The sequence below is a fragment of the Duganella fentianensis genome, assembly GCF_009857835.1.
GTDB lineage: Bacteria > Pseudomonadota > Gammaproteobacteria > Burkholderiales > Burkholderiaceae_D > Rugamonas > Rugamonas fentianensis.
Window position 1 is genome coordinate 1,367,669 of the sequence record NZ_WWCL01000001.1, and the last position, 26,325, is coordinate 1,393,993.

Genomic DNA, 26,325 nt, shown 5'->3' on the forward strand with positions numbered 1-26,325 from the left:
GTGGATTTCCTGATGTCGGATCGATGATGGCAGATTATCGCCCAAGTGCGGCCGCTGCGCACGTGCGACGGGCGGGCCGGAATTGCGGCACAAAAGCGCGCGACGGCGCTACAATCGAAAGCATGACGCTACTTGCCCCTTCGTTTCGCACGGCCACACCGCAGCAACTGGCGCATGCCCTGCGTCAGGCGCGCAGCAACACGCTTGCGCTGTTCGAGTGTTTTCTAGCTGCCGGCATGGACCAGCCCACGCAGGTGCCGCAGCTACGCTACCTGAACCCGCCCGTGTGGGAAGTGGGGCATATCGCCTGGGTGGCGGAGTGGTACATCCTGCGTGCGGCCAGCTCCAGCGACCCGCAGGATGTGCATGGCAATTGTCTGCTCAGCCGTGGCGATAGCTGGTTCGATGCCAACCGCGTGCCGCACGCGCAGCGCTGGCAATTTGATCTGCCTGCGCCCGGCGCGCTGAAAACCTATTGCCACGAAGTGCTGGACCGCGTGCTTGATAAACTGATGCGCGAGCCCGACGACGCACTGGCGCTATACCCGTACCGGCTGGCGCTGGCGCATGAGGATCTGCATGGCGAAGCGCTGCTGGCAGCCCTGCAGGTGCTGGGACTGGAGGCGCCCGAACCGGCCACACAGGTGCGCCAGCTGGCATATGCACCAGCCGAAATTGCTTTCCCCGGCGGCAGCATCGAGATCGGCAGCGCGCGCGGCGCGGCCTTTGCGTTCGATAACGAACAGCAGGCCCATAGCTGCCGGGTGGCGCCGTTCAGCATAGACAGCACGCTGGTCAGCAACGCCCAGTTTGCTGATTTTGTCGATGATGGCGGCTATGACCAGCGCCAGTTCTGGAGCCCGGCCGGTGCCGACTGGCTGATGCGGCAGGAGCGTTCGGCCCCGCGCTACTGGCAGCGTGACGGTGCCCAGTGGCGCTGCCTGCGTTTCGGCCGGCTGGCCACGCTGGCTGGCGCCGAGCCGGTGCGCCACCTGAATCTGTACGAAGCGCAGGCTTACTGCGCATGGGCCGGGCGCCGTTTGCCGAGCGAGATCGAATGGGAATATGCGGCCCGCTCGGGCCATCCGGCATTCCGCTGGGGCCAGCTGTGGGAATGGACGGCGACGCCGTTCGAGCCTTATCCGGAGTTCCAGCCGGGGCCGGAGCGGGAGTACTCGGTGCCGTGCTTTAGCAGCCATCAGGTGCTGCGCGGTGCCTCTTTCGCCACACCCCAGCGCATGCTATCGGACCGTTTCCGCTACTTTCATCTGCCCGAACGCGACGACCTGTTTGCTGGTCTGCGCACCTGTGCCTGGCCGCGCTGATATCGCGGCATTTTTTTAAACCAGACGTACGTCTATCCCGTATTGCTCTGCTATGCTTTTCTTTTCCCGTGAAAAAGGCGTTCTCCATGAATTTCAAGCATCTCCTGATTTCCGCCGCCGTGATCGGCGCCGCCAGTTCCGCCATGTCCACCGTTGCTGCTGCCGATCATGGCAAGGTGGTGGTGATCCGCGCCGGCAAGCTGGTAGACGTGGTGGCGGGCACCGTTCTCAAGGACCAGACCATCGTTATTGACGGAGAGCGCATCAGCGCGGTCGGCCCCACGGCCAGCACCAAAGTGCCTAGCGGTGCCCAGCTGATCGACCTGTCCGGCCAGACCGTGATGCCGGGCTTTATCGACATGCATACCCACCTGACCAATGACGCCAAACTGGGCGGCTACAATGCGCTGGGCGTATCCGATACCCGTGCTGCGCTGTACGGCGTGCGTGCGGCCCGCCTGACGCTGGAAGCGGGCTTCACCTCCGTGCGCAATGTGGGCGCGGGCGGTTTTGGCGATGTGGCGCTGCGCGATGCCATCAATGACGGCGATTTCATCGGCCCGCGCATGCGCACGGCCGCTTACGCGATCGGCATACAGGGTGGCCATTGTGATGAGAACATGCTGCCGCCGGATATGAAATTTACCGGACGTGGTGTGGCTGACGGCCCGTGGGAAGCCCGCGCCCGTGTGCGCGAAATGGTCAAATACGGCGCCGACGTAATCAAGATCTGCGCTTCGGGTGGCGTGCTGTCGAAAGGCGACGAGCCGGGCGCGCAGCAGTACACGCTGGAAGAGATGCAGGCCATCGTGGCGGAAGCCCATAAACTGGGCCGCAAAGTCGCCGCGCACGCACACGGCACCAGCAGCATCCGCGATGCCATCCTCGCCGGTGTCGATTCGATCGAACACGCCAGCCTGATCGACGAAGAGGGCATCCGTCTGGCGCGCGAGAAGGGCGTATATCTGGTGATGGACATCTATAACGACGACTACATCCTGCAGGAAGGCGAGAAGGCGGGCATGCTGCCCGAGTCCATCGCCAAGGAAAAAGTCATAGGCCAGACCCAGCGCGACAACTTCCGCAAAGCCTTTAACGGCGGCGCCAAAATGGCTTTCGGTTCAGATTCCGGCGTCTACCCGCATGGCGACAACGGCAAGCAGTTTGCCTACATGGTCAAGTACGGCATGACGCCTATGCAGGCGATACAGTCGGCCACCATCAACGCGGCCGATCTGCTGGGCTGGAAAGACAGCGTAGGTTCGCTCAGCGCCGGCAAATTTGCCGATATCGTGGCCGTCAAGGGTGATCCGTTTGCCAATATTGGCGAATTGACCAAGATCGACTTCGTCATGAAGGGCGGCGCCGTTATCCGCCGCTAAAATGCGGGCACAGGGATGGGCAGGCCGGCGGCTACACGTGCGGCGCGGCCTGCGCGGTCATCCCGCTGGCTCGCCGGGTCATGCTGTTGTGGCGCAGATGGTATAGGGTGTTGTTAGCTTTTCTATATACTTTTTGCTTTCAGATCGAGCCCTGCGAGCCCGTATGCGTTTACTAGCTTTTCCCCGCCAGCTAGCCTGTCTGCTGCTGGCAGCCTCTCTGGGCGCTTGCGGTGGCGGCGCCTCTTCTTCCAGTTCTTCCTCCCAGACCAGTTCCGGCAGTACGAGTACGCCGGATACCAGTGCCAGCATCACCGTGGCCAGCCCGCAGCTGGTGACGCTGGCCGGCAATGCCGCGCTCAAAGGGCTGGGCGAAGCGCTGGTGGTGGGCGAGCGCATCGTGATGCTATCCGCCTCGGAGGCGGAAATCACCCTGAATAAAAAGCAGGTGCACCCGCGCACCCGCCTCAGCGTGCTGGACAAGGATGGCACGCTGCTCTCCAGTACCGATTATGGTTTCACGCTGGCCGACGCCTATGTGGGCGAGTGGTTGCTGCTGCCGGCACCTGACGGTTTCGTCATGCTGCAGGCCGGCCCCGGCACGCGCATGCTGAAGTTCGACATGCAGGCGAAACTGCAGGGCAGTGCGGTCGATCTGTATCCCGTCGTGGCGGCCAGTTCGACCACGGAACTGGCAGCGGCCGAAAATGCGGCCTCGGTGGACGGTAACGGCTTCTGGCTGGCCACCACTTTCTCGCTGCTGCCGGTGAACGACAAGACCCAGTATCTGCTCAAGCTGTGCAAGTACGATTTCTCTGGACGCCAGCTCACGCCGCCGTTCGAAATTGCGCTGTCGGCCGTGCGGCCGCGCGTGGCCACGTCAAGCGGCACGGTGCTGACCACCTGGCTGGATGGCTCCACTGCCATGCTGGCCATCTGGCCCCAAGGGCTGGGCGCTCCCGTGATCCACTCGCTGGGCACGGGCGGGGCCGAGCCTATGCCGGTGGCGCTCGATAGCAACGGCAAGATGGGCGCGATCTGGAATGGCAAAGCCACTTTCACCAGTCCGGGCGGGGTGATGGGCGTGGCGCTCGACAAGAACGGCGTAGCCGTGCTGCCGACGGGGCGCACGGAACTGGGGCAGGAAGTACTATCGACCCAGTGGGCCGCGTCGGGACGGGCGCCGTTTATCGATGCACGCCTGTACAAGAATAATCTGCTGCTGGCCGATGTGGGTGTGGGCACCTATGCCAGCGGCGATGCGCAGGGCGATGTGCTGGTGCTGGCTGATTACGCCATCGGCACGACGGCCCTGTCGGAGCAGAAGGCCACCATCAAGCGCTTACGCCTGTATGGTGGTGCGCTGGTGATGGGGAACTATCCCGTGCTGCGTCAGCTGATGTTCAGCGATCACAGCCTGCTGCTGGTGGGGGATGAATACCATCTGGAAGTGTTCCGCATCACCCGTCCGTAACCTATTGCGGTCTAGATAGAAATAGACTTTTCTAGACCGGATTAGACTAATCTAGACCGATCTAGACCGATTTAGACCGGAAGACGAAAAGGACTACAGCAGGGTCTCCGCCAGATCTTTCAGATCTTCTGCATACACCAGCTCATCGAGCTGCTTGCGTGCTACGCCGCTGCCATAAGCTGCGGCAGCGATTTTCGGCGTGACGCCGGATAGCAGACGCGGATCGAGCAGGCCCGGTACCACATAGTCCTTGCCAAAGCGGCTGTCGCTACGGGCCATCTCGGCCAGCGCCATGACGCAGGCGCGCTTCATTTCCTGATTGATAGTAGAAGCACCGCTATCGAGCGCCGCGCGGAACAGGTAGGGGAAGCACAGCGCGTTATTGATCTGGTTAGGATAGTCGGAACGACCGGTGGCGATGATGGCATCCGGCGCCGCTTCGCGCACCAGTTCCGGCCGCAGTTCCGGTTCCGGATTGGCCAGCGTGAAGACGATGGGCTGCTTGCTCATCTGCTCGATATCGCGCGGCGACAGCACGCCCGGACCGGACACGCCGAGGAATACATCGGCACCCACCATCACTTGCGACAGGGTGGTGGCGCCGGTGTCCTGCGCCCATGCGGCTTTTTCGCCGTCGAGCTGGCGGCGCGTACTCAGCACGCCCTTGCTGTCGCAGACAAAAATGTTCTCGCGCTTGGCGCCCAGATCGAGCAGCAGGTCGAGGCAGGCCATGGCGGCGGCACCGGCACCGGAGCAGACGATTTTCACGTTGCCGATCTCGCGCCCGCTCAGTTGCAGTGCATTGATCATGCCGGCGCCCACCACGATGGCGGTGCCGTGCTGGTCGTCATGGAATACGGGAATGGCCAGCCGCTCGCGCAGCTTGCGTTCGATGTAGAAGCACTCCGGTGCCTTGATGTCTTCCAGATTGATGCCGCCGAAAGTAGGGTGCAGGGCAGCGATGATATCCACCAGTTTATCGGGATCGGTTTCATCGATTTCGATATCGAAGGCATCGATGCCGGCGAACTTCTTGAACAGCACCACTTTGCCTTCCATCACAGGCTTGCCGGCCAGCGCGCCGATATTGCCGAGGCCCAGCACGGCGCTGCCGTTGGTAATCACGCCCACCAGATTGCCTTTGGCCGTGTACTCGTAGGCACGGGCCGGTTCGCGCTGGATTTCCACGCACGGTGCGGCCACGCCGGGCGAATAGGCCAGTGCCAGATCTTCCTGCGTGCCTACGCTCTTGGTCACTTCTATGGCGATTTTGCCGGCGCTGCCCTGACGGTGATAGGCCAGCGCCTTCTGTTCGATGGTGCTCATGTGGTCCCTTGTTTTGGTTCTGCAAGCGATGTAAAAAACGCCTGCACGGGCCGGAGCCGGTGCAGGCGCGAACTGCTGGGGATCAGTACATTATGGATACAGGCCGCGGACTTCGCGCGCCTGCAGCACGCGGGTGCAGGCGAGGATGAAGGTGGCGGTGCGCAGCGTGACTTTCTTCTCCTGTGCGACAGTCCACACCGAGTTGAAAGCGTCCTGCATGATGCGGGTCAGGCGCGCGTTGATTTCGTCTTCGGTCCAGAAGAAGCTGGAGAAGTCCTGTACCCACTCGAAGTAGGAAACCGTGACGCCGCCGGCATTGGCCAGCACGTCCGGCACGATCAGCACATCCTTGTCGGTCAGGATGTCGTCGGCTTCCGGCGTGGTCGGGCCGTTGGCGCCTTCCAGAATGATTTTGGTGCGGATCTTCGGTGCGTTGGCAGCCGTGATCTGCTGTTCCAGCGCGGCCGGAATCAGGATGTCGGACTCGATGCCCCAGAACGCGTCGCGGTCGAGGAAGGCTTCAGCGCCGGGGAAGCCGGATACGCTGCCGCATTCGGCCACGTGCTTGTGCAGACGCGGAATATCCAGGCCGCCCTGATGCACCACGGTGCCGGTATGATCCTGCACGGCGATGATTTTCGAGCCGGCTTCTGCGAACATGGTGGCAGCAACGCCGCCCACATTACCGAAGCCCTGTACTGCAACGCGGGCACCTTCGATCGCTACGCCGCGCTTGGCAGCAGCTTCGCGGCCTACCACGAACACGCCGCGGCCGGTGGCTTCGCGGCGGCCCAGCGAGCCACCCAGCGAAATCGGCTTGCCGGTCACTACGCCGGTCGACAGATTACCTTCGATCATGGCGTAGGAGTCCATCATCCATGCCATCACCTGTTCGTTGGTGTTGACGTCCGGTGCAGGAATGTCCTTGTTAGGGCCGATGATCAGCGAGATTTCGCTGGTGTAGCGGCGGGTCAGGCGCTGCAGTTCGCCGCGCGAGAGAGTCTTAGGATCGACACGGATACCGCCTTTAGCGCCGCCGTATGGCACGTTCACAGCGGCGTTCTTGACCGTCATCCATGCCGACAACGCCATTACTTCGGAGAGAGTTACGTCCTGGTGGAAGCGCACGCCGCCTTTGCCCGGACCACGCGACATATTGTGCTGTACGCGATAGCCTTCGTAGTGGGCGATGCTGCCGTCGTCGCGTTCGATCGGAACGTCAACGGTCAGGATACGCTTCGGGCGTTTCAGGGTTTCGACCCAGCGCGACAGGCTGCCGAGGTGCGGCGTGACGCGATCGATCTGTTGCAGGTAGACGCCCCATGGGCCCAAATCTTCTGGATTCAGGTAGGAAGGCAATGCGTGTGCTGGTGCGGTAGTCATGCTCAGGTCTCCGATAGATTCGAGGCTGAAGCGCACTTGTGGCGCGCTTCAAGTGGGGCGAATCATAGAACCGGAGGGCGCGAGGCGGCCAATGCTGTATGCGCATTCAACTATGCAAAATTTGCATAGTTATGAAATTCGCTGATCTGATCTGGCGCAGTTGCGGCCTTCCACACTAGTGTTGCGCACTAGCGTTCGGACACCGCTACGCGGCGTTTGCGGCCACTGTTTTTCTGCTGCTGTTCGAGGTAGTCCCACAGCCGCTCGACGATGGCTTTGCCGCGCCGGCTGGCCGAAGGGCGCTCGCGGTAGAGGCGGATTTCCATTTCGATTTCCCACTGTGCGCTGCCATCGTCGGCGCGCGCGAGCTGCTTGCTTTTGAGTTCGCGGGTGACTGCCGATTCGGGCAGGAAGGCTACGCCGCGGCCTTCCAGTGCCATCATCTTGAGGCCTTCGGCCATATCGGTTTCGTACTGGCGATCCAGATGCAGCGGGGTGCGCGCATCGGTCAGGATCAGTTCCACCATACGTCCCAGATAGGCATTGTTGGTGTAGGACAGGAAGGGCAGCGGTTCCTTTTTGCTGCCGGGCAGGCTGAATTCCGGCACGCGGTTTTTATCGCAGCGGGCATAGGCGCGCAGCGATTCGCGCCCTAGCACCAGCATGTCGTAGCGGCCCGGATCGAGCTGCACGGGCTGGCGCGGATGGTGGTAGCACAGCAGCAGATCGCAACCGCCTTCCACCAGCTGCATCACGGCGTCGTGCACATTGAGCGCCATCAGGCGGCTGCTGATGGGCGCGAAATCCTGCTCGAGTGCCGTCAGCCATTTGGGGATGAAAGTCAGCGACAGCGTGTGCGGCACGGCCAGATCGATGCTGGTCTGGGCGGCCGCCCGTTTGGAGCGCAGCATGTCGCGCGCGCCGTTAATCTGCGCCAGCATTTCCAGCGCCTGCTCGTAGAACACCACACCGGCCGGGGTCAGGCTGGTGGGGTAGGAAGTGCGGTCGATCAGATCGGTGCCCAGCCAGTTTTCCAGCGACTGGATGCGGCGTGAAAAGGCCGGCTGGGTGACGTGGCGCAGGGCGGCGGAACGACTGAAGTTGTTGGTCTCGACCAGCGAGATGAAGTCTTCCAGCCATTTGGTTTCCATGCGATGTCCTTTACTGCGCTTGCGTTGCGTCGGGCGTGTTAGCGGTGATGCTGCCGATAGGCGTGAACAGGTAGGCCAGTGCAGCAAACGTGACCAGTATGATGCCACCGCCGACGAACAATTGCGACAGCGAGATCAGTTTCAGCAGCCAGCCGGTGGCGGCAGCGGAAATCGGCGCCAGCCCCATGAAGATGAACATGAAAATGCTCATGGCGCGGCCCATCATCTGCGGCGGTACGCGGCGCTGTATCCAGGTGAAGACATTGATCTGCACATAGCCGCCCAGTACACCGAGCAAGAGCAGCAGGGCGCCGGCCAGCCAGGCATTGTAGGCTGCGCCCAGTCCCATCACCAGCACGCCGGCCAGTGCATCCATCAGCAATATCATGGCGCCGAAGCTGACGAAACGCAGCCGTGCACCGATGGCCGCTGCCGCGCCCATGCCGAGCAGGGTGCCGGCACCGTTGGCGGCCAGCAGCAGGCCCAGTGCCGAGGCGCCGTGCAGCAGATCGCTGGCCAGTACGGGCAGCGCCACCTGCATGGAGCCGCCGATGAACAGCGATACCGTGCCCCAGTAGATGAAGCACAGCCGCAGCGGCACATCGCGCCACACCATCAGCAGACCCGAACCGATGGAGCTCCACACCGACAGTGCGCTCGCGCCGGCAGCATTGCCTGCGCCAGGCCGGGCGGTGACACGGCTCAGCGTCCACGCCGAGACGACGAAGCTCAGGCAGTCGAGCGCGAAGGCGGCGGCCAGCCCGTGCGCATCGGGCATGCCGGCGCTGCTGATGCTGCTGCCTGCGCCGTTGCTACCACTGTTGCCATTACCGCCAAAGACGGCCAGCAGGACAGCGGCCAGCACGGGACCGAGCAGCATGGAGAGCTGGCGTAGTCCCATCAGCACGCCGTTGGCGGCCTGCAGATATTCGGCCGGTATCGATTGCGGCATGATGCTGGTGCCGGACGGTACGCCGAAGGCCTGGGCCAGACCTATGCCCAGTGCCAGTGCATAGATCAGCATCAGGGTGATGTGGGGCGTCAGTTCCAGGCTCAGTTGCAGGCTGCTGCCCAGCGCCAGTGTGATCACGCTTTGCTGGCGCAGCACCAGCAGTGCCAGCAGACCTAGCAGGATGGCGTTGGCGTATTTGCTCAGCATGAGTACGCGCTTGGGCGAATACTGGTCGACCACGGCGCCGCCGATCAGGATGAAGGCGGCGCGCGGTATGCTCATCAGGGCGATCACCAGCCCCAGTGCCATGGTGTCGCCCGTCAGCTTGAGCACCAGCCATGGCAGTGCCACCATGGTCAGCTGGTCGCCCAGCATGGAGATCACGCCGCCGCGTAGCAGCCATTTGAAGTTGGGATTGCGCATCAGCTCTGCGCGCTGGTTCGGTGCCGGATGGGACATGGTCTGTGCTCCTGCCTAGTTTGCGCTGCCGAGGGGGACGCTGGGCAGGCCGCTGATGATGGTCATGGCTTCGGTCAGGCTGGCGTATTGCTCGCCCGGACAGTTGCGCAGCAAGTCTTTGCTGCACAGTTCTGCTGCCGGGGTGGCATTCAGCAGCAGTTCGCGGCCGCTAGCGGTCAGCGCGGCATAGGCCACGCGCGCATCGCGCGGGTCCTGCTGGCGTTCGATCAGGCCGATTTTTTCCAGCGGCAGCAGGGTGCGGGTGACGCCGGAAGCAGTCAGACCCTGACGCTCGGCCAGATCGACGCGGCGCATACGTCCGCCCGGCGCGCGCGCCAGCGAGTTCAGCAGCATAAAATCGCCGAAGCTGATACCGTGGTAGGAACCCAGTACCTGATCGAGCCGGCGTACCATGGTGGCCTGGGCGCGCGCCAGACCAAGGGCCAGCGCCAGCGCTGCGCCCGTTTCGGGCAGGGGAGAAGAGAGGTCGCTCATAATGACTTTCGGTAAGCTAGTAATATTGAAAACTACTGCATAACTACTTAAATAGTGTTTGAGTGCGCAAGTATAATCCTATTTTCTGACTTGGCAAGCATTGTTTTGTTTTGGACAATGTGTGACACAAAACTACAGTTTTGCTAAACACGGAGAATATTTACTGATTTGCATATTTTGCGCATAAACCGCGCTAGAATTGGCGCGGCTGGCCTTGCTAGCTTTACTTAAACTACAAAAAATTTTTGGAGACATATGCACATGGCGACCACAGAAATTTTCCTGATCGCGATGCTGATCATATTCAGCCTGCCTTATCTGATCTGGCGTGTCGGTCAGACCGACTACTATGCGCCGCTGGTGGTGGTGCAGATTATTACCGGCATACTGCTAGGCCCCGGCATTCTGGGCCGGGCCTATCCCGAGTACTATCAGTTCGTATTTAACCCGCAGGTGGTGCAGTCCTTGAACGGCATTGCGTGGTGGGCCGTGATGATCTTCGTGATGATTGCCGGTATCGAACTGGATCTGAAAAAAGCCTGGGAACACCGGCGCGAAAGCAGTATCACGGCCGGCCTGGCGCTGGGCGTACCGCTGGTATTCGGCAGCATCGCGGCACTCGGTCTGCTCGGCTATGCCGGCTGGATGGGACCGAAAGCCCAGAGCTGGCAGTTCGTGCTGGGCGTGGGCATGGCTTGCGCCGTGACGGCACTGCCCATCCTGATCCTACTGATGGAAAAACTGGAAATCCTGCGCCAGCCTATCGGCCAGCGCATCCTGCGTTACGCCAGTCTGGACGATATCGCCATCTGGGGCGTGCTGGCCGTGATCCTGCTGGACTGGGAACGCATGGGGCGCCAGCTGGGCTTCCTGCTGCTGTTCGGCGTGGCGACCATACTGTACCGCCGCCTGATGCAGGGTCTGCAAGAGCGCGACCGCTGGTATGTGGCCTTCATCTGGCTGGCCGCCTGCGCCTTCGCAGCGGACTGGGCTGGCCTGCACTACATGGTGGGCGCTTTCCTGGCCGGTGCCGTGATGGATGCGGACTGGTTTAACCAGCAGCGCATGGACTTCCTGCGCGCCAATGTGCTGATGGCCGTGATGCCGGTATTCTTCCTCAGCACGGGCTTGCGCACCAACTGGGCGCTGGGCGGTTCGGCCGTGTTTCTGGTGGCGGCCGTCATGCTGTTCGCTTCCGTCGCGGGCAAGCTGACCGGCATCCACATCGCCGGCAAGATCCTCAATTGGGGCCCGGGCGAAGCGTCGATCATCGGCTGGCTGCTGCAGACCAAGGCGCTGATCATGATCATCTTCGTCAACATCCTGCTGGACAAGCAGATCATCACCAGCGAAACGTTTACCGCGCTGCTGCTGATGGCGATAGGCAGCACCATGCTGACGGTGCCGGTGGTGTATCCGAAACTGCAGCGGGTGGCGCAGCTGATCTTCAAGACCAGCTAAAGCGGCTGCAGGCGGGCAGGGAGCTGATGCTATAATCTCGGCATGAACGATACTACTCAACTCCCTCCGCTGCCCGATCGCCTGTCGATCGACCCGCGCAGCAAATTCCATGTTGCCGCCATCTTCGAACACGATATCGGCATCCGTTTCAACGATAAAGAGCGTCTGGATGTGGATGAATACTGCATCAGCGAAGGCTGGATCAAGGTCGCCGCTGGCCGCAGCCTGGACCGCCATGGCCGCCCTATGCTGATCAAGCTGAAAGGCAAAGTCGAGGCATACTACCGTTAAGCGTCGTGCGGGCCGTGTGTGCGGCCTGTAACGCAAAAAAGCCACCATCAGCCTGAGCATGCTCAGTGCGGTTGGTGGCTTTTTTACGTCCGTGGATGACGCGGCGTGCGCGTCAGGACAGCAGGCTAGATGGCGGGTGCCGTAATGGCGACCGGCACTTCGGCGCGCAGCTTGTCCAGCATTTCCAGCGTGGCGGGCATCATGTTCATGATGCCGTGGTAGGCGCAGTATTCGCAGAAGGCTTCTTCTGGCGTCATGGCGCTAATGCTGGCGTCGGAATGGCCGCGGCGGCGCAGCGCGCGCAGGCAGCCGGCATCCATGGTTCTCGGGTTCATGTGCTATTTCCCTTTCTGTAATAAATAGTGGGCGAGCGGTAATCGTCATGAACCATTATAGTACAAAAAAGATGCCGTGCGGCAACAATGTATTCAATTATTTCATTGTCTTGGACAGAAACTCAAGATTGCCGGGGCCGTAGCGCCAGTTGCTGGTGCAGCCGCCACACCAGCACCATAGCTAGCAAAGCGGAAGCAACGACCACGTAGCCGATGCGGTCAAAATGCAGCAACTGGCCGCCGGCGCCACTGACCACGATATGCCCGGCCAGCACCGAAGCCAGCCCGCCCGACAGCTGCTGGATGGAGGCGCTGATGGCATTGAATGCGCCCCGCTTGGTGGCCGTCGGCACGCTACTCATCATGGCCTGCACGGGGATCATGCGCGAGAAGATGCCGATGAACAGCAGGGTATTCACGATGATCAGGGCCAGCAGCGAGATGTGGCCCAGATTGGTGTAAATCAGCACCATGGCGATAGACAGCACGGTGCCGAACAGGTAGACGCGGAATTTGCCCACGCTGTCGGCCGCCTTGCCCACCAGTGGCCCGATGAAGATGGTGCACAGGCCCGTCACCAGATAGATGGTGGGCAGGTGGTCGAGCGAGATGCCCAGATTGTTGACCACGTAGGCGCTGCCGAAGGGCATCAGCATGAAGCCACCCGTGCTGAGCAGGGCCGTGATGGCGAATGCCAGCAGGTGCTCGCGCTCGGTCAGCGTGTGGTACAGGTGCAGCCAGGCGCTATGTTCCTGCGGCTGCTTCAGGTGGGCATTCACGGGCTGCATCTGCCAGACCACCAGCAGGCCGCCGGCCAGACCGAACAGGGCCATGGCAATGAAGGGCACATGCCAGTTCCACTGGTTGGACAGGTAGATGCCGGCCGGCAGGCCCAGCACCTGACTGGCGGCAAACGCGGTCTGGATCAGGCCCATCACGCGGCCACGCTGCTCCGGTGCAAACAGGTCGGTGGCGATGGCCAGCACCACCGAGCCGATCACGCCGCCGAACAGGCCGGTGACGATGCGCGCCAGCAGCAGCGATTCAAAGCTTTGCGCCATGCCGCACCACAGGGTACCGAGGATGAAGCCGGTGTAGAAGAACAGCAGCAAACGCTTGCGGTCGTAGCGGTCGGCAAAACCGGCGGTGAGCAGGCCGGAAATGCCGGCGCTGAAGGCGTAGGCCGAGACGACGACACCGAACTGGCTGGGGCTGATCTGCAAGGCCGGCATGATCAGCGCCCCCAGCGGCGACATCAGCATGAAGTCGAGGATGACGGCGAACTGCAGGAAGGCCAGCAGGCCTACGACGATTTTCTGGTAACTGCTAAACGGTGCGGCGGAGTGTTTTTTCATTCAGCTTGGGCTTCAGGTTTGGCTGCGGGTTTGGGTTCAGCTTTGGGGCGGCAGAAGATGCCGCGATTCTTGTGGAACAGGGCCCGCTCTTCCGGCGTCATGGCTTGCCAGCGTGCCCAGCGCTCGCGGCCGAAGCCGTGATGGCCATGACCGTGGCCGCGCCGGCCGCGGAAGCCGCCGAACAGGATGCGGCATAGCACCAGTAGGCCCATGGCATGCCAGAAATCGATGCACTGGGCGCCGGTAAAGATGGCCGGCATCACAGCATTCCAGAGCAGCATCACCAGTGCCGACATGGCAGCGACGGCGATCAGGATCATCGGGATCATACACAGTTTCCAACGCATTGCAGTTCTCCTTATTCGGGCTCGTACAGGTATTGCAGGCGTGCGCGCAGGTATTGCACGGCATAGCGCTTGCGTGCCAGCAGAGTATTGATGGGGGTGCCGCTGGCCTCGGCCATTTCCTTGAAGCTGACGCCGTCGAGTTCGTGGGCGACGAAAACATCACGCTGGGCAGCGGGTAAATCTTCCAGCGCCGCCTGCAGTTCTTCCAGCAGGGTGGCGCGGGCATAAGCTTCCTCGGGGCCGCCATCAGGCGAAGGTAGCAGCAGGTCGAGGGTATATTCTTCATCATCGTCGCTGCCAGTCAGATCGGCCAGCGCCACTTCGCGCTTCTTGCGGAAGCGGTCGATGATGCGGTTGCGTGCTACACGGTAGAGCCACGCAGTCACCTGTTCTATCGGTTCCGGTAAACGATAGGCTTGCACGAACTCATGGAACACATCCTGCAGGATGTCGTCGGCATCGGTAGGGTCGGCCACGCGGCGGCGGATAAAGTTGCCTAGGCGTGAACGCTCCTTGAGCACGGCGGCGGTAATGGCCTGTTCTGTCATGGTTTGCGCGGAAGTCATGCCCTGAAGACGGGCCAGCAGAGCAGATATTGTAGTCGCAGTTAGAAAAAACGCCACCGGCAGTGTGACTGGCGGTGGCGTTGCGGGGTTTTTACCCGTTCAGATCGCGCCGGCGGGACTGAACGGGCGGGGCGGCCGATTAGCGGTCGCCGTAGCTGCGGCGGGCTGCGCCTTCGCTGCTGCGCGGGTTGCTACCTTTGTAGCCGCCTTCCTTGCGCGGTGCGCCCGGCTTGCTGAAGCTGCGCTGGCCCGGCTTGGCGCCATTGCGGTTGTCGCCCGGCTTCCAGCCGCCCGGACGCGAGCTCGAACGTGGCGGGAAGCTGGTTTTCTTCGGCTCGTAGCCTTCGATCACGTTGACCGGAATCAGCTGCTTGGTGAAGCGCTCGATACGCTTCACGTTCATGCCTTCGGCGTGGTTGACCAGCGAGATGGCCAGACCGTTACGGCCGGCACGGCCGGTACGGCCGATGCGGTGCACATAGTCTTCCGGGAATTTCGGCAGATCGTAGTTGAACACGTGGGTGATGTTCGGTACGTCGATACCGCGGGCGGCAACGTCGGTGGCGATCAGAATCTTCACGTGGCCGCGGCGCAGGCTTTCCAGCGTGCGGTTACGGGCGCCCTGGTGCATGTCGCCATGCAGTGCGGCGGCCGAGAAACCGGCGATGTTCAGACGGTCGGCGATGGTGTCGGCGTCGCGCTTGGTGGCGGTGAATACCACGGCCTGATCGAGCGCTTCGTCGCGTAGCAGGTGGTCCAGCAGGCGGTTCTTGTGCGACAGGTCGTCAACGAAGTGCACGCGCTGGGTGATGTTTTCATGCTTGTTGGCGGCCGTCATGATCTGGATGATCTGCGGATCTTTGGTGATGCGGCGTGCCATATTGCCGACCACGCCGTCCAGCGTGGCCGAGAACAGCATGGTCTGGCGGCTGGCCGGGGTGGCGGCGACGATTTTTTCGATGTCGTCGATGAAGCCCATGTCCAGCATGCGGTCAGCTTCGTCCAGCACCAGAATTTCCAGTTGCGAGAAGTCGATCTTGCCCGATTCCATGTGGTCGATCAGACGGCCTGGCGTTGCCACCAGAATCTCGGGATTCTTGGCTAGCAGTTGCATCTGTTTCGGGTAAGGCATGCCGCCCAGAATCGACACGGCTTTCAGGCGGCGCAGGTTGACGCTGTATTTGTCAGTATTGGTGGTCACTTGCAGGGCCAGTTCGCGGGTCGGGGTCAGCACCAGCATTTTTGGCTGGGCAGGCTTGAAACGTGGACGTTCGCCACGGGCGCGCGCGGCCTGCATTTCCTGATTGTGGGTTTTGCCGCCGGCGGCTGGCTCGAGGGCGGACAGACGGTGCAGCGAAGGCAGCATGAATGCTGCCGTTTTGCCGGAACCGGTTTGCGAGGAAACCAACAAGTCCTTGCCGGCGATGGCGGCGGGTACGGCTTGCTCCTGCACGGGCGTAGGCTTGGTGTAGCCGGCGTCGGTCAGGGCTTTGATAATGGACGTGTTGAGACCAAGTGCTTCAAATGTCATGCTGTTCTTTCGTAAAATTCTGCGTCCGGCTCAGGCGCCGAGCGCGATATAGCAACGCCAACCACAGACGAAATGGCCCATCGAACTAGTATAGGACAGAAATTTCGGCACAAAAGCTTTGCGCCGGGACGGTGTCAGGTTCGACACACAGGGCGGGAGGGCTTTATAAATCGCGACACCCCAGGGGTGCGCTACAGGCTTGCGAAGCTGCTCATTGTTATCTTTGCCACTGTAATGTACAGGGCAGGGCGGCATTATATACGAGATTGCGCAGGGCTGCACCAGCTATTTTTGCGCTGCCGCATTTGCCGCTGTCACCGCTGCCGGTATGGCGGCAAACTGGCCGGCGAAAAAAAAAGCGCCCAGCGGGCGCTTTTTTCGTGGCTAGGTGCCAGCTTATGCGTAGTCTTCCGCGTTCAGGCCCATCACATGCGAGAAACCGCCATCGACATAGGTGATTTCGCCGGTGATGCCGGAGGCCAGATCGGACAGCAGGAAGGCGGCCGTGTTGCCGACTTCTTCGATCGTCACATTGCGGCGCAGCGGAGCGTGCGAGGAAGCAAAGCCCAGCAGTTTGCCGAAGTCCTTGATGCCGGAAGCGGCCAGAGTCTTGATCGGACCGGCGGAAATGCCGTTGGAACGGATGCCGTGCTTGCCCAGGTTCTCGGCCAGATAGCGTACCGAGGCTTCCAGCGAAGCTTTGGCCAGACCCATGGTGTTGTAGTAAGGGATGGCACGGATGGCGCCCAGATACGACAGGGTCAGCAGCGAGGAACCTTCTTTCAGCAGCGGCAGGGCGGCTTTGGCCAGTGCCGGGAAGCTGTAGGCGGAAATGTCATGGGCAATGCGGAAGTTCTCGCGGGTCAGGCCGTCGAGGAATTCGCCAGCGATGGCTTCGCGCGGGGCGAAACCGATGGCGTGCACCAGACCATCGAGCTGGTTCCAGCTCTGGGCCAGATCGGTAAACAGGGCAGCGATCTGCTCGTCGCTGGTGACGTCGCAGTCGTATACCAGCTTGCTGTCGAATTCGGCAGCGAACTCGGTGATGCGGTCTTTGAAACGTTCGCCCACATAGGTGAACGCCAGTTCGGCGCCTTCGCGGTGGCAAGCTTTAGCGATACCGTAAGCGATGGAACGGTTCGACAGCAAACCAGTGATGAGGATTTTTTTGCCTTGCAGGAACGCCATATTGACTCCGATTGCGACTGCGTGCCTGGCTGGCCGAGTAGGCGGGCTGGCGACGTCAGTTTGGTTGTTGAGTTGGCCGGAGGCCGGACAAGACCGAGATTGTAGGGCCAGTAGGACGCTACTGCAACCCGGTCGGCAGGCCGATTTCCGTGAAAACCGGCCCCGAACTGGATAAAACGGAGCAAAAACGACAGTTTTGCCCTTGAGACAGCATTAGTCGTCGTGTTTGTGACGTTTCTTGTGCGTGCTGTTTTTTTCCGATTTGCTGTCGCTGCGGGCCTGCTTGTAGCTAGTCTTGCTGACTTTGCCAGCTTTGCTGCTGCGTTCGCGCTCGGTTTCGAAGGCGACGGTGGCCGTGCGTTCCACTTCGGCCGGAATGTCGATGCTGGCGCTGGTCGACAGTTTCGGCACCAGAATGGTGGAGCCGGCCTTGAGTGCCGTTTTCTGCGGAATATTGTTGGCCTGACGAATCACATCGGGCGTGGTGTGGAAGCGCGAGGCCAGCGTGCTGATGCTTTCGCGTGCACTGGTGATCTTGTGGGTGGTCCAGGTGGACAGGTTTTTCCCCCACTGGGCCAGATTCAGGTGGAATTTGTCGGCGTTTTCCTTGGGCAGCAGAATCTTGGTCTGTTCGTCGCCCGTGATCACGGGGCGCTTGAACTGCGGGTTCAGGGCCTTGAATTCGTCCACCGACAGTTCGGCCAGATGGGCCGCAATGGTCAGGTCGATATCGCTGGTCTTGTCCACGGCCGTGAAATACGGCGTGTTGTCGATGGCGGGCAGGTTCAGGCCGTACTGGGCCGGATTGGCCACGATGTTTTTCACGGCCTGCAGCTTGGGCACATAGTTGCGGGTTTCGGCCGGCATCAGTTCGGCCAGGCTTTCGAAATCGGTAGGCTTGCCGGCCGCCTGATTGCGCTTGATGGCTTTCTGCACCGAGCCTTCGCCCCAGTTGTAGGCGGCCAGCGCCAGTTGCCAGTCGCCGAACATATCGTACAGGCGCTGCAGATAGGTCAGGGCAGCATCGGTCGAGGCCAGTATGCCGCGTCGCTCATCCTTGAAGGCATCCTGCTTGAGGTTGAAATCGCGTCCCGTGCCCGGTACGAACTGCCACATGCCGGCCGCATTGGCGCTGGACAGGGCTTGCGGGTTGAAGGCCGATTCGATGAAGGGCAGCAGCGCCAGTTCGGTCGGCATGCCGCGTTTTTCCAGTTCCGTCACCACATGGAACAGGTAGCGCGAAGCGCGCGTGGTGGTGCGGGCAATGTAGTCGGGGCGGGTGGCATACCAGTTCACATGCTTGCCGACCAGCTCATTGCTGATATCGGGGATGGCATAGCCGCTACGGATGCGGCCCCACACGTCTTTTTCGCGGAAAGCATCGTCCTCGGCGCTTTTGGCGGCCGGTTTGGCGGGTTTCTGGGAGCTGAGGTCGGAGACGGGGAAGCGGGGGAGGTTGCTGCTGACGCTGTTGACTGGACTGGTGGCGGCTGAGCCTGCCGGCGGGTAGCCGGTGTTGTCATCGTGAGCCTGGGCCGGCGCTAGTAGTTCCAGCACTAGCAGAGTAGCCAGAACTGCGGAATGGGGAATTCGTGCTTGCATAGTATCCTAATATTGTCGACTGGAAACATCGATCGGACTATGAATAAACCCCGAGTGTACGGAGACCCTGCCGGCACGTCAAGAACTATGTCAGGCGTATGACAGGGTGGTTTGTGGAATATTTCCAATCAGATAGCGCGCAGATGGCGGCAGAATGCGGGAAGTAGGCTTTCCGCGGCAGAGTGCGTACAATCCTGCTTTTGCGCAGTCCACAAGGAATTGAATATGAGCCGTCCCGTCCCCGATCATGATGCCGTTATTGCCGCCACTGCCCACTGGGTGGACAAGGCAGTGATCGGCCTGAACCTGTGCCCGTTTGCCAAGGCAGTGCAGGTGAAGAAGCAGATCCGCTATGTGGTCTCGGACGCCACCACGCCGGAACAGCTGCTCGAGCAGCTGGTGGCGGAACTGGAAGTGCTGGCCGAAGCCAACCCCGAGAAAATCGATACCACCCTGCTGATCCACCCGCAGGTGCTGACGGATTTCGAGGACTTCAACGAGTTTCTTGATGTGGCCGATGCGGCGCTGGAAGAGCTGCAGCTCGATGGCGAACTGCAGATTGCCAGCTTCCACCCGGATTACCAGTTTGCCGATACCGACCGTAACGATATCGACAACTACACCAACCGTTCGCCTTATCCTACCCTGCACCTGATCCGCGAAGACAGCATAGACCGCGCCGTGGAAGCCTTCCCCGAAGCGGCCGATATTTTCGAAAAGAATATCGCCACCATGCGGGCGCTGGGCCACGATGGCTGGGACAAGCTGATGCAGGGCAAAGATGAGTGATCTGCCGATCCGGCCCGATACGCCGTGCGTGGCCGTGTGCTCGACCACCTTCGATGAAATCTGCCGCGGCTGCGGCCGCAGTGTGACGGAGGTGGCGCACTGGGTCTCCATGAGCGCCGAGGCCAAGGAAGTGGTGTGGCAGCGCATCCTGGCGCAGGGCTATCCGCGCCGCAACACCTGAAGCCTAGGGCCGCCGGGCGGCCGTGCAGCTTAGTTAGAGCTTAGTAATTACCGATAAAGTCTTTCTTGCCGATTTCGATGCCGTTGTGGCGCAGGATGTCGTAGGCCGTGGTGGCGTGGAAATAGAAATGCGGCAGAGCGTAGTGGAATAGATACACGGCGCCCATGAAGTGTTTGGTTTTCTCGCCGCTGCCGGTGGTGATGGCGCGGCCTTCGCTGCCTTCGATGGCGCTGCGCGGCACGCTTTCGATGAAATGCAGAGTTTTCTCGATGCGGGCGCGCAGTTCGGCGAAGCTGGTTTCGTTGTCGTCGTAGGAAGGCACGTCCTGACCGCCGAGGCGGGCCGCCGCACCTTTGGCAAAGTCGCAGGCGATCTGGATCTGGCGGGTGAAGTTCAGCATGTCCGGATAGAGGCGGTATTGCAGCAGCGCTTGCGGATCAATTTTCTTTTCTGCAACATGTGCTTCAGCCTTTTCCAGCAATGCCAGCTGGGCGCCCAGTATCTGTTTAAACACGGGGATGGATGCGGTGTACATAGAGAAGGTAGTCATGGTGGTCCCTCGTAATCGGTGAGTGGCGATCATAGCCTGCCATGGAGATTTTTGCATGCCATGGAACTTTTAAGACGGAATCCGTGCATAATTCTGTCTAGTAATATTATTTTTCCGCTATCCAGAGCGCCCTACACGATGCTGTTTCAACTCTGTTCCTCTTGCCCGCATGCTTAGTCGCCTGATAGTCAGCCTGCGTGCACGGCTGGGATTACTCTACGGACGCTCCATTTATGGTGCGCTATTGCTCGTGGTGCTGGGCGGTCTGGGCGTGCCTGCCATGGTCGGCAGCTATGTGCTGGTGGGGGTGCGCGAGCAGGAAGCCGCCCGTACGGCGCTGCAGGAGGCTTTGCAGCGCAATGCCGACATTCTGGCGCTGGGCATGCAGGAATCGTTGTGGAATATGAACACCGAATCGGCCCATTCGCTGGTCGACTCCGTCATGCGCGACCCTGCCGTGCTGCAGGTGCAGGTGGTGGGGCAGGCCGATATCCAGTTCATGAAAGCGCAGTCGCAGCGCAAGCTGACGGGCCATGTGCTGCGTGCCGAGCGCGAAGTAGTGATGCGCGGCGAGCGTATCGGCCATATCACGCTGGAAATGGATGATGCGCGCAGCCAGCAGGAGCTGGCCGAGAAGCGCACCTCGTATATTCTGGTGCTGGCCGGGCAGGTGCTGATTTCCGCGCTGCTGATCGTGCTGTTCCTGAACGCCCGCCTGATGAAACCGCTGCGCAAGCTGATGCGCTTTTCCAACCGGCTCTCGCATGGCGATTTCGACACCCGGCTGGATCTGAGCGGCAGCGATGAACTGGGTCTGCTGGCCAGCCAGCTGGACCAGATGCGGGTGGCGATCCGCCGTCTGTTCGACGATATCGGCCAGCGCGAAGAGCGTTTCCGCACCATCGTGACGCAGGTGCCGGGGGCGGTGTTCCGCTGCCGTCCCGATGGCGCCATCGATTTTGTCTCGGAAGCCATCGAAGAGATTTCCGGCTATCCGGCCGCCCAGTTCATGCGCGGCACCACCCATGAATGGACCAATCTGATCGTGCCGGAAGACCGGCGCCGCCAGCGCCGCGCCGTCACGGATGCCATCCAGTCGCGCCAGCCGTATGAAGTGGAATACCGCATCGTCGATGCAGGCGGGGTGGAACGCTGGGTGCTGGAAAACGGCCAGCCGCAGACCCATGAAGATGATCCGGCACCCTGGGTGGACGGCATCATTTCCGATGTCAGCCAGCGCAAGTCGAATGAAATGCGGATTGCCGCCCTGCTGGCCGAGCAGAGCGCGATTCTCGATAACGTGATGTTCGGCGTGATGTTTGTGCGCCACCGCCAGATCGTCTCCGTCAACCGTCGTTGCGAACAGCTGTTCGGCTACGAGCCGGGTGCGCTGACGGGGGCGTCCACGGCCATCCTGTTTGCCGACAGTTTCGACTTCGAAGCCAGCGGCATACGCCAGTACCGTGCGCTGTCGCAGGGCGAATACTTCAGCGAAGAACGCCATTACCGGCGCAAGGATGGCAGCATGCTGTGGTGTCTGGTCAGCGGCTGTGCGCTCGACAAACAGCATGCGGAAGAAGGCAGCATCTGGGTGTTTGCCGATATCAGCGAGCGCAAGGAATCGGAAGAGAAGCTGCGCCTGTCGGCCACTGTGATCGAGCACATCGCTGACGGCGTGGTGGTGCTCGATGGCCAGGGCATGATCGTGGCGGTGAATCCGGCCTTCACCCAGATTACCGGCTATACCGAAGCCGAGGCGCTGGGCCAGGACCATACGCTGACCCGTTCGGGCCGGCACGATGCGGCCTTCTACGAAAGCATGTGGCAGGAGCAGGTGACGCAGGGCCACTGGCGTGGCGAAATCTGGAACCGCCGCAAGAGCGGCGAGCTGTATCTGGAACAGCTGACGGTGAATGCCGTGCGTGACGGCGATGGCGTCACCACCCATTATGTGGGCGTGTTCAGCGACATCACCAAGGCCAAGGAATCGCAGGAAAAACTCGATCATCTGGCGCACCACGACCCGCTCACGGCGCTGCCTAACCGCCTGCTGTTCCACGACCGCCTGCAGCATGCGCTGCAGCGTGCCTCGCGCGACAAGGAGCAGCTGGCGCTGCTGTTCATCGATCTGGACCGCTTCAAATACGTCAACGATACGCTGGGTCACCACATCGGCGACGAGCTGCTCAAGCAGGTCTCCAAGGCGCTGCAGGCGCGCCTGCGCGAAGGCGATACGCTGGCGCGGCTGGGCGGCGATGAATTCATCGTGCTGCTGGAAGATATCGATAACCAGTATGGCGCCAGCCAGGTGGCGGAAAAACTGGTGCAGATGTTCGAGCAGCCTTTCGTGGTGGCCGGCCACGAACTGTTCGTCACCTGCAGCGTGGGCATCAGCCTGTTCCCTGATGATGCCACCGACCTGAATATGCTGATCCGTAATGCCGATGTGGCCATGTATCAGGCCAAGGCGCGCGGCCGTAACGGTTATAGCTTCTACACGCCGTCGATGACGGGCGAAGGGGTGGAGCGCCTGCGGCTGGAGACCTTCCTGCGCCGCTCGATCGAAAAAGACGAAATCTTCCTCAACTACCAGCCCCAGGTCGATATCGATACGGGCACTCTGGTCGGGGTGGAAGCGCTGGTGCGCTGGAACCATCCGGAACTGGGGCTGGTGCCGCCTATCCGCTTTATCCCGCTGGCCGAAGATACGGGCTTTATCAACCAGCTGGGGCAGTGGGTGTTGCGCGAAGCCTGCCGCCAGATGGTGCGCTGGCAGGAAGCCGGGCTGGTGGTGCCCAAGATCGCCGTCAATCTGTCCGTCAAGCAGTTCGAGCGGGGCAGCATTGTCAACATGGTGGCCGATACGCTGCGCGAGACGGGTCTGGAACCGGCCCGGCTGCAGCTAGAGGTGACGGAGTCGGTGATCATGAATACCGACGATGCCATGGTCTTCATCAACGACCTGCACGCCATCGGCGTCGGGCTGGCCATCGACGATTTCGGCACCGGCTATTCCTCGCTGGCCTATCTCAAGCAGCTGCCCGTGCAGACCCTGAAAATCGACCGCTCCTTCATCAAGGACATATCCACCGACGTCAATGACGAAGCGATCGCCATCGCGATCATCCAGCTGGGCAAGAGCATGAATCTGTCCGTCATTGCGGAAGGGGTGGAGACGACGCAGCAGGCCGAGTTCCTGCTGCGCCACGGCTGCCATCTGGCGCAGGGCTACCTGTACAGCAAACCGCTGGATGCCGATGTTATGCTGACGCACTGGAAAAAATAAAAAAACGGGAGACTCCCTCATGCAGCAAGATCAGCAGGCGCCACAGCGCGTCCCTGTCCGGTCATCGCGCCGGCGTTTCATCTTTGGCGGCGCAGCAGCGCTGGGGGCGCTGGTGGTGGGCTGGGGCGTGCTGCCGCCGCGCCAGCGCCTGCATGCCAGCCATCCTTTGCCACTGAGCGGCGACGCGGTGGCACTGAACGGCTGGATCGCACTGGGCGCCGATGGCAGCGTGATGCTGGCCATGCCGCGCAGCGAAATGGGGCAGGGCATACACACGGCCTTGCCCATGCTGGTGGCGGAAGAACTCGATGTGCCGCTGGCAGCGATCCGGCTGGTACAAGCGCCCATCGATAAAATCTACGGCAACATCGCCATGCTCAAGGATGGCCTGCCGTTCCACCCCGATGACGATGGCCGCCTGAAGGCAGCCGCCAGCTGGATGGTGGGCAAGGTGGCGCGCGAGCTGGGGCTGATCATCACGGGTGGTTCGTCCAGCGTCAAGGATGGCTGGCTGCCCATGCGCGAAGCGGGTGCTACGGCCCGTGCCATGCTGCTGGCTGCAGCGGCCAAGCAATGGCAGGCCCGCGCGGCCGACTGCCGCACCGAGCAGGGCTTCGTGATCCATGCGGACGGGCGCCGTCTGGCCTATGGCGCACTGGCCCATGCGGCCGTGACGGCCACACCGGCGGAGGTGGTGCTGAAAGCGCCGCAGGACTTCAAATTGATAGGCCGTGCCCAGCCGCGCCGTGATGCAGCGGCCAAAGTCAATGGCAGTGCCATATTCGGCATCGATGTGCGGCCCGAGGGCATGGTGTATGCGGCCGTACGCATGGCGCCCGTGATCGGCGCCAGTGTGGCAAAAGTCGAGCCGAGCGCCGTGCTGAAAATGCCCGGCGTGCTGCAGGTGGTGGACTTTTCTGCCGCGCTGCCTGCGCGCACTGGCGCTGGTGCCGGCGTGGCCGTGCTGGCGCGTAGCTACTGGCAGGCCAGGCAGGCCGCACTGGCCTTGCCGCTTGAGTGGCAGGAGGGGCCGGGTGCCAGCCTGAATAGCGCAGCCATTTATGCCGATATGGCGGCCCGTCTGGATCATGAAGCAGGCCACACTTATTACGCACAGGGCGATGCTGAAGGCGCGCTGCAGCAGGCAGGTAGCGCTGCTGGCGTAAAGCGCATTACGGCCGAATACCGCGCACCCTTCCTCGCACACGCGGCCATGGAACCTATCAATTGCACGGCGCAGGTCAGGGATGGCAAGGTCCGGCTGTGGGTGCCCACCCAGTCGCCCGGCTTTGCCGTGCAGGCGGCCGCCAAGGCGGCCGGTGTAGCCGATGATCAGGTCGAACTGGTGGTTACCATGCTGGGCGGCGGCTTTGGCCGCCGGCTCGATGTAGACATGGTGGCGCAGGTGGTGGCTGTGGCCAAACAGGCTGGCGGCGTACCGGTGCAGATGATCTGGAGCCGCGAAGACGATACCGGCCATGACGTCTACCGTCCGGCTGCGCTGTCGCGTTTTCAGGCCGCGCTCGATGGGCAGGGGCGCGTGCTGGGGCTGGTGTGCAAATCGGCCAGCGGTTCGGTGTCGCACCAGTTCTTGGCGCGCAATCTGGGCCTGCCTGCCGGCGGTCCCGATAAGACCACGGCCGAGGGCGAGTTCGACATGCAGTACGAATTCCCCCATCAGCGCATCAGCCATGTGATCGTCGACAGCGCCGTGCCGCTGGGCTACTGGCGCTCCGTCGGGCATTCGCACAATGCCTTCTTCAAGGAGAGCTTTATCGATGAACTGGCTCATGCGGCGGGGCAGGACGGGGTGAGCTTCCGGCGTGGCCTGCTGCAGCGCCATCCGCGCCATCTGGCCGTGCTCGATGCGGCCGTGGCACGTGCCGGTGCGCCAGCTGCGGGGCGCGCCCATGGCGTGGCGCTGCACCAGTCTTTCGGTACCATCGTGGCGCAGGTGGCCGAGGTGGCGATCGAAGAGGGCCAGATCCGCGTCTACAAAGTGGTGTGTGCGATTGATTGCGGCATCGCCGTCAATCCCAACATCATTGCCCAGCAGGCTGAATCGGCGGTGCTATTCGGGCTGTCGGCAGCGCTGTATGGCGCCATCACCATCAAGGATGGCAAGGTCGAGCAGAGCAATTTCCACGACTACCCCGTGCTGCGCATGCCGCAGGCGCCGGTGGTGGAAACGCTGATACTGCCTAGCGCCGAACATCCGGAAGGGATGGGCGAACCGGCCACGCCGCCGATAGCGCCGGCGGTGGCCAATGCCGTGTTCAAACTGACGGGTAAGCGCTTGCGCAGTCTGCCGCTCACGCTGTAGTGCTGTAGTCCTGTGGGCTGCTGCGCTGACGCAGCGCGTCAGTCCGTCAGCAGCGTGCGCAGATTGCAGTCGTTCTGCCAGTCGCGCCGTTCGGCGCTGCTGGCCGCTTGTGCAGCCAGTTCGGCCTCGCTGAGCGCAGCCTGCGCCGTGATCAGGCGGTGTGCCACGCCGGCATCGGGCAGGGTGGTGCCGAAGAAGGCCACCACGTCATCATGCTGGATCAGCAGGGTAGGGAAGTTTTCTACGTCAAGATCGCCCACCACGTCGGCGTGGTCTTCGATATCGATCCAGACAAACTGTTTGTCCGGATGGCGGCTGGCCAGTTCTTCGAAAGTGGCACGGTAGCTGCCGCAGGTGCCGCACCATGCGGCGCACAGGCAGGCCACCACCCAGCCTTCGCCAGCGATGGCGGCGGCCAGTTCCTTGCGGTTGTCGGCGTTCAGGGTGATTACAGGCATGGCCAGAGTCAGAATTTTAGTCGGATGCGGGTTCAGGCTGCGGCGGCAAGTCGCCTAAGGGGCGTATTTTACATGGCTGAGCGGGGTCGCGCCTGTTAGCGCGGCAGGTTAAAATAGG

22 protein-coding genes and 1 pseudogene are annotated in these 26,325 nt (G+C 61.7%); 9 read left to right on the forward strand and 14 right to left on the reverse strand.

Annotated elements, in window-relative coordinates:
- The first annotated feature begins 122 nt into the window (after window positions 1–122).
- The 3 genes from senA (at window position 123) to GTP23_RS05950 (ending at window position 4,178) form a co-directional block, all read left to right on the forward strand.
- The gene (gene senA, locus GTP23_RS05940) at window positions 123–1,325 is read left to right on the forward strand and encodes a selenoneine synthase SenA (protein WP_229255927.1); all 1,203 of its coding nucleotides are present in this window, start codon (window positions 123–125) and stop codon (window positions 1,323–1,325) included.
- 86 nt (window positions 1,326–1,411) lie between these two features.
- Complete coding sequence (locus GTP23_RS05945; RefSeq protein WP_161034256.1) at window positions 1,412–2,707, forward strand: Xaa-Pro dipeptidase; 1,296 nt, start codon at window positions 1,412–1,414, stop codon at window positions 2,705–2,707.
- 163 nt (window positions 2,708–2,870) lie between these two features.
- On the forward strand, window positions 2,871–4,178 hold the full coding sequence (locus GTP23_RS05950; protein WP_161034257.1) for a hypothetical protein: 1,308 nt from the start codon (window positions 2,871–2,873) through the stop codon (window positions 4,176–4,178).
- 114 nt (window positions 4,179–4,292) lie between these two features.
- Here the strand turns inward: GTP23_RS05950 and GTP23_RS05955 are convergent.
- From GTP23_RS05955 to GTP23_RS05975, 5 genes and pseudogenes are all read right to left on the reverse strand, one after another.
- A pseudogene (locus GTP23_RS05955) lies at window positions 4,293–5,504 on the reverse strand (malic enzyme-like NAD(P)-binding protein); the annotation flags it as partial.
- Between the two features lie 90 nt (window positions 5,505–5,594).
- The gene (locus GTP23_RS05960) at window positions 5,595–6,887 is read right to left on the reverse strand and encodes a Glu/Leu/Phe/Val family dehydrogenase (RefSeq protein ID WP_155433619.1); all 1,293 of its coding nucleotides are present in this window, start codon (window positions 6,885–6,887) and stop codon (window positions 5,595–5,597) included.
- Window positions 6,888–7,075: 188 nt separating this feature from the next.
- Window positions 7,076–8,038, reverse strand: a complete 963-nt coding sequence (locus GTP23_RS05965) for a LysR substrate-binding domain-containing protein (RefSeq protein WP_161034259.1) — start codon at window positions 8,036–8,038, stop codon at window positions 7,076–7,078.
- A gap of 10 nt (window positions 8,039–8,048) precedes the next feature.
- Window positions 8,049–9,449, reverse strand: coding sequence for an MFS transporter (locus tag GTP23_RS05970; protein ID WP_161034260.1), 1,401 nt, complete (start codon window positions 9,447–9,449; stop codon window positions 8,049–8,051).
- A 15-nt stretch (window positions 9,450–9,464) separates the two neighbouring features.
- The gene (locus GTP23_RS05975; protein WP_161034261.1) at window positions 9,465–9,944 is read right to left on the reverse strand and encodes a MarR family winged helix-turn-helix transcriptional regulator; all 480 of its coding nucleotides are present in this window, start codon (window positions 9,942–9,944) and stop codon (window positions 9,465–9,467) included.
- Window positions 9,945–10,199: 255 nt separating this feature from the next.
- Here GTP23_RS05975 and GTP23_RS05980 point away from each other — a divergent pair, with 255 nt between their 5' ends.
- Window positions 10,200–11,405, forward strand: coding sequence for a cation:proton antiporter (locus GTP23_RS05980; RefSeq protein WP_155433623.1), 1,206 nt, complete (start codon window positions 10,200–10,202; stop codon window positions 11,403–11,405).
- Window positions 11,406–11,447: 42 nt separating this feature from the next.
- A complete protein-coding gene (locus GTP23_RS05985; protein WP_155433624.1) occupies window positions 11,448–11,696 on the forward strand; it encodes a DUF3297 family protein in 249 nt (82 codons plus the stop codon).
- A 125-nt stretch (window positions 11,697–11,821) separates the two neighbouring features.
- On the opposite strand, the gene GTP23_RS05990 is transcribed toward GTP23_RS05985, so the two are convergent.
- The 7 genes from GTP23_RS05990 to GTP23_RS06020 form a co-directional block, all read right to left on the reverse strand.
- On the reverse strand, window positions 11,822–12,031 hold the full coding sequence (locus tag GTP23_RS05990) for a hypothetical protein (RefSeq protein ID WP_229255928.1): 210 nt from the start codon (window positions 12,029–12,031) through the stop codon (window positions 11,822–11,824).
- Window positions 12,032–12,153: 122 nt separating this feature from the next.
- Window positions 12,154–13,386: an MFS transporter gene (locus GTP23_RS05995; RefSeq protein WP_161034262.1), complete on the reverse strand. Its 1,233-nt coding sequence runs from the start codon at window positions 13,384–13,386 to the stop codon at window positions 12,154–12,156.
- Window positions 13,383–13,715: a hypothetical protein gene (locus tag GTP23_RS06000; protein WP_229255929.1), complete on the reverse strand. Its 333-nt coding sequence runs from the start codon at window positions 13,713–13,715 to the stop codon at window positions 13,383–13,385. Before GTP23_RS06000 ends, GTP23_RS05995 begins: the two co-directional genes overlap by 4 nt.
- Before the next feature lie 29 nt (window positions 13,716–13,744).
- Complete coding sequence (locus GTP23_RS06005) at window positions 13,745–14,281, reverse strand: RNA polymerase sigma factor (protein WP_161034264.1); 537 nt, start codon at window positions 14,279–14,281, stop codon at window positions 13,745–13,747.
- Window positions 14,282–14,438: 157 nt separating this feature from the next.
- The gene (locus GTP23_RS06010) at window positions 14,439–15,830 is read right to left on the reverse strand and encodes a DEAD/DEAH box helicase (protein WP_155433628.1); all 1,392 of its coding nucleotides are present in this window, start codon (window positions 15,828–15,830) and stop codon (window positions 14,439–14,441) included.
- Window positions 15,831–16,226: 396 nt separating this feature from the next.
- Window positions 16,227–17,018 (reverse strand): enoyl-ACP reductase FabI, encoded by a 792-nt coding sequence (gene fabI / locus GTP23_RS06015; protein WP_161034265.1) that lies wholly within the window; start codon window positions 17,016–17,018, stop codon window positions 16,227–16,229.
- Between the two features lie 213 nt (window positions 17,019–17,231).
- On the reverse strand, window positions 17,232–18,620 hold the full coding sequence (locus tag GTP23_RS06020; RefSeq protein ID WP_161034266.1) for a transglycosylase SLT domain-containing protein: 1,389 nt from the start codon (window positions 18,618–18,620) through the stop codon (window positions 17,232–17,234).
- Between the two features lie 225 nt (window positions 18,621–18,845).
- Between GTP23_RS06020 and GTP23_RS06025 the strand changes: the two genes are divergently transcribed.
- Together GTP23_RS06025 and GTP23_RS06030 are read left to right on the forward strand one after the other, a co-directional pair.
- Complete coding sequence (locus GTP23_RS06025) at window positions 18,846–19,409, forward strand: DUF1415 domain-containing protein (protein ID WP_161034267.1); 564 nt, start codon at window positions 18,846–18,848, stop codon at window positions 19,407–19,409.
- On the forward strand, window positions 19,402–19,590 hold the full coding sequence (locus tag GTP23_RS06030) for a DUF1289 domain-containing protein (RefSeq protein ID WP_155433632.1): 189 nt from the start codon (window positions 19,402–19,404) through the stop codon (window positions 19,588–19,590). Before GTP23_RS06025 ends, GTP23_RS06030 begins: the two co-directional genes overlap by 8 nt.
- Before the next feature lie 40 nt (window positions 19,591–19,630).
- Here the strand turns inward: GTP23_RS06030 and GTP23_RS06035 are convergent, their stop codons facing one another.
- Window positions 19,631–20,140, reverse strand: a complete 510-nt coding sequence (locus GTP23_RS06035; RefSeq protein WP_155433633.1) for a DUF1993 domain-containing protein — start codon at window positions 20,138–20,140, stop codon at window positions 19,631–19,633.
- 169 nt (window positions 20,141–20,309) lie between these two features.
- On the opposite strand from GTP23_RS06035, the gene GTP23_RS06040 reads away from it, so the two are divergent.
- Both GTP23_RS06040 and GTP23_RS06045 read left to right on the forward strand, forming a co-directional pair.
- Window positions 20,310–23,426 (forward strand): EAL domain-containing protein, encoded by a 3,117-nt coding sequence (locus GTP23_RS06040; protein ID WP_161034268.1) that lies wholly within the window; start codon window positions 20,310–20,312, stop codon window positions 23,424–23,426.
- 19 nt (window positions 23,427–23,445) lie between these two features.
- Window positions 23,446–25,749: a xanthine dehydrogenase family protein molybdopterin-binding subunit gene (locus GTP23_RS06045; RefSeq protein ID WP_161034269.1), complete on the forward strand. Its 2,304-nt coding sequence runs from the start codon at window positions 23,446–23,448 to the stop codon at window positions 25,747–25,749.
- Between the two features lie 38 nt (window positions 25,750–25,787).
- Here the strand turns inward: GTP23_RS06045 and GTP23_RS06050 are convergent, their stop codons facing one another.
- Window positions 25,788–26,207 carry a thioredoxin family protein gene (locus GTP23_RS06050; RefSeq protein WP_161034270.1) on the reverse strand — a complete coding sequence of 140 codons (420 nt, stop codon included), beginning with the start codon at window positions 26,205–26,207 and terminating at the stop codon, window positions 25,788–25,790.
- Between the last annotated feature and the right edge of the window lie 118 nt (window positions 26,208–26,325).

Coding starts and splice junctions, on each gene's coding strand:
- senA (WP_229255927.1), top strand. CDS start 123: ATGACGCTACTTGCCCCTTCGTTTCGCACGGCCACACCGCAGCAACTG.
- GTP23_RS05945 (WP_161034256.1), top strand. CDS start 1,412: ATGAATTTCAAGCATCTCCTGATTTCCGCCGCCGTGATCGGCGCCGCC.
- GTP23_RS05950 (WP_161034257.1), top strand. CDS start 2,871: ATGCGTTTACTAGCTTTTCCCCGCCAGCTAGCCTGTCTGCTGCTGGCA.
- GTP23_RS05960 (WP_155433619.1), bottom strand. CDS start 6,887: ATGACTACCGCACCAGCACACGCATTGCCTTCCTACCTGAATCCAGAA.
- GTP23_RS05965 (WP_161034259.1), bottom strand. CDS start 8,038: ATGGAAACCAAATGGCTGGAAGACTTCATCTCGCTGGTCGAGACCAAC.
- GTP23_RS05970 (WP_161034260.1), bottom strand. CDS start 9,449: ATGTCCCATCCGGCACCGAACCAGCGCGCAGAGCTGATGCGCAATCCC.
- GTP23_RS05975 (WP_161034261.1), bottom strand. CDS start 9,944: ATGAGCGACCTCTCTTCTCCCCTGCCCGAAACGGGCGCAGCGCTGGCG.
- GTP23_RS05980 (WP_155433623.1), top strand. CDS start 10,200: ATGCACATGGCGACCACAGAAATTTTCCTGATCGCGATGCTGATCATA.
- GTP23_RS05985 (WP_155433624.1), top strand. CDS start 11,448: ATGAACGATACTACTCAACTCCCTCCGCTGCCCGATCGCCTGTCGATC.
- GTP23_RS05990 (WP_229255928.1), bottom strand. CDS start 12,031: ATGAACCCGAGAACCATGGATGCCGGCTGCCTGCGCGCGCTGCGCCGC.
- GTP23_RS05995 (WP_161034262.1), bottom strand. CDS start 13,386: ATGAAAAAACACTCCGCCGCACCGTTTAGCAGTTACCAGAAAATCGTC.
- GTP23_RS06000 (WP_229255929.1), bottom strand. CDS start 13,715: ATGATCCCGATGATCCTGATCGCCGTCGCTGCCATGTCGGCACTGGTG.
- GTP23_RS06005 (WP_161034264.1), bottom strand. CDS start 14,281: ATGACAGAACAGGCCATTACCGCCGCCGTGCTCAAGGAGCGTTCACGC.
- GTP23_RS06010 (WP_155433628.1), bottom strand. CDS start 15,830: ATGACATTTGAAGCACTTGGTCTCAACACGTCCATTATCAAAGCCCTG.
- fabI (WP_161034265.1), bottom strand. CDS start 17,018: ATGGCGTTCCTGCAAGGCAAAAAAATCCTCATCACTGGTTTGCTGTCG.
- GTP23_RS06020 (WP_161034266.1), bottom strand. CDS start 18,620: ATGCAAGCACGAATTCCCCATTCCGCAGTTCTGGCTACTCTGCTAGTG.
- GTP23_RS06025 (WP_161034267.1), top strand. CDS start 18,846: ATGAGCCGTCCCGTCCCCGATCATGATGCCGTTATTGCCGCCACTGCC.
- GTP23_RS06030 (WP_155433632.1), top strand. CDS start 19,402: ATGAGTGATCTGCCGATCCGGCCCGATACGCCGTGCGTGGCCGTGTGC.
- GTP23_RS06035 (WP_155433633.1), bottom strand. CDS start 20,140: ATGACTACCTTCTCTATGTACACCGCATCCATCCCCGTGTTTAAACAG.
- GTP23_RS06040 (WP_161034268.1), top strand. CDS start 20,310: ATGCTTAGTCGCCTGATAGTCAGCCTGCGTGCACGGCTGGGATTACTC.
- GTP23_RS06045 (WP_161034269.1), top strand. CDS start 23,446: ATGCAGCAAGATCAGCAGGCGCCACAGCGCGTCCCTGTCCGGTCATCG.
- GTP23_RS06050 (WP_161034270.1), bottom strand. CDS start 26,207: ATGCCTGTAATCACCCTGAACGCCGACAACCGCAAGGAACTGGCCGCC.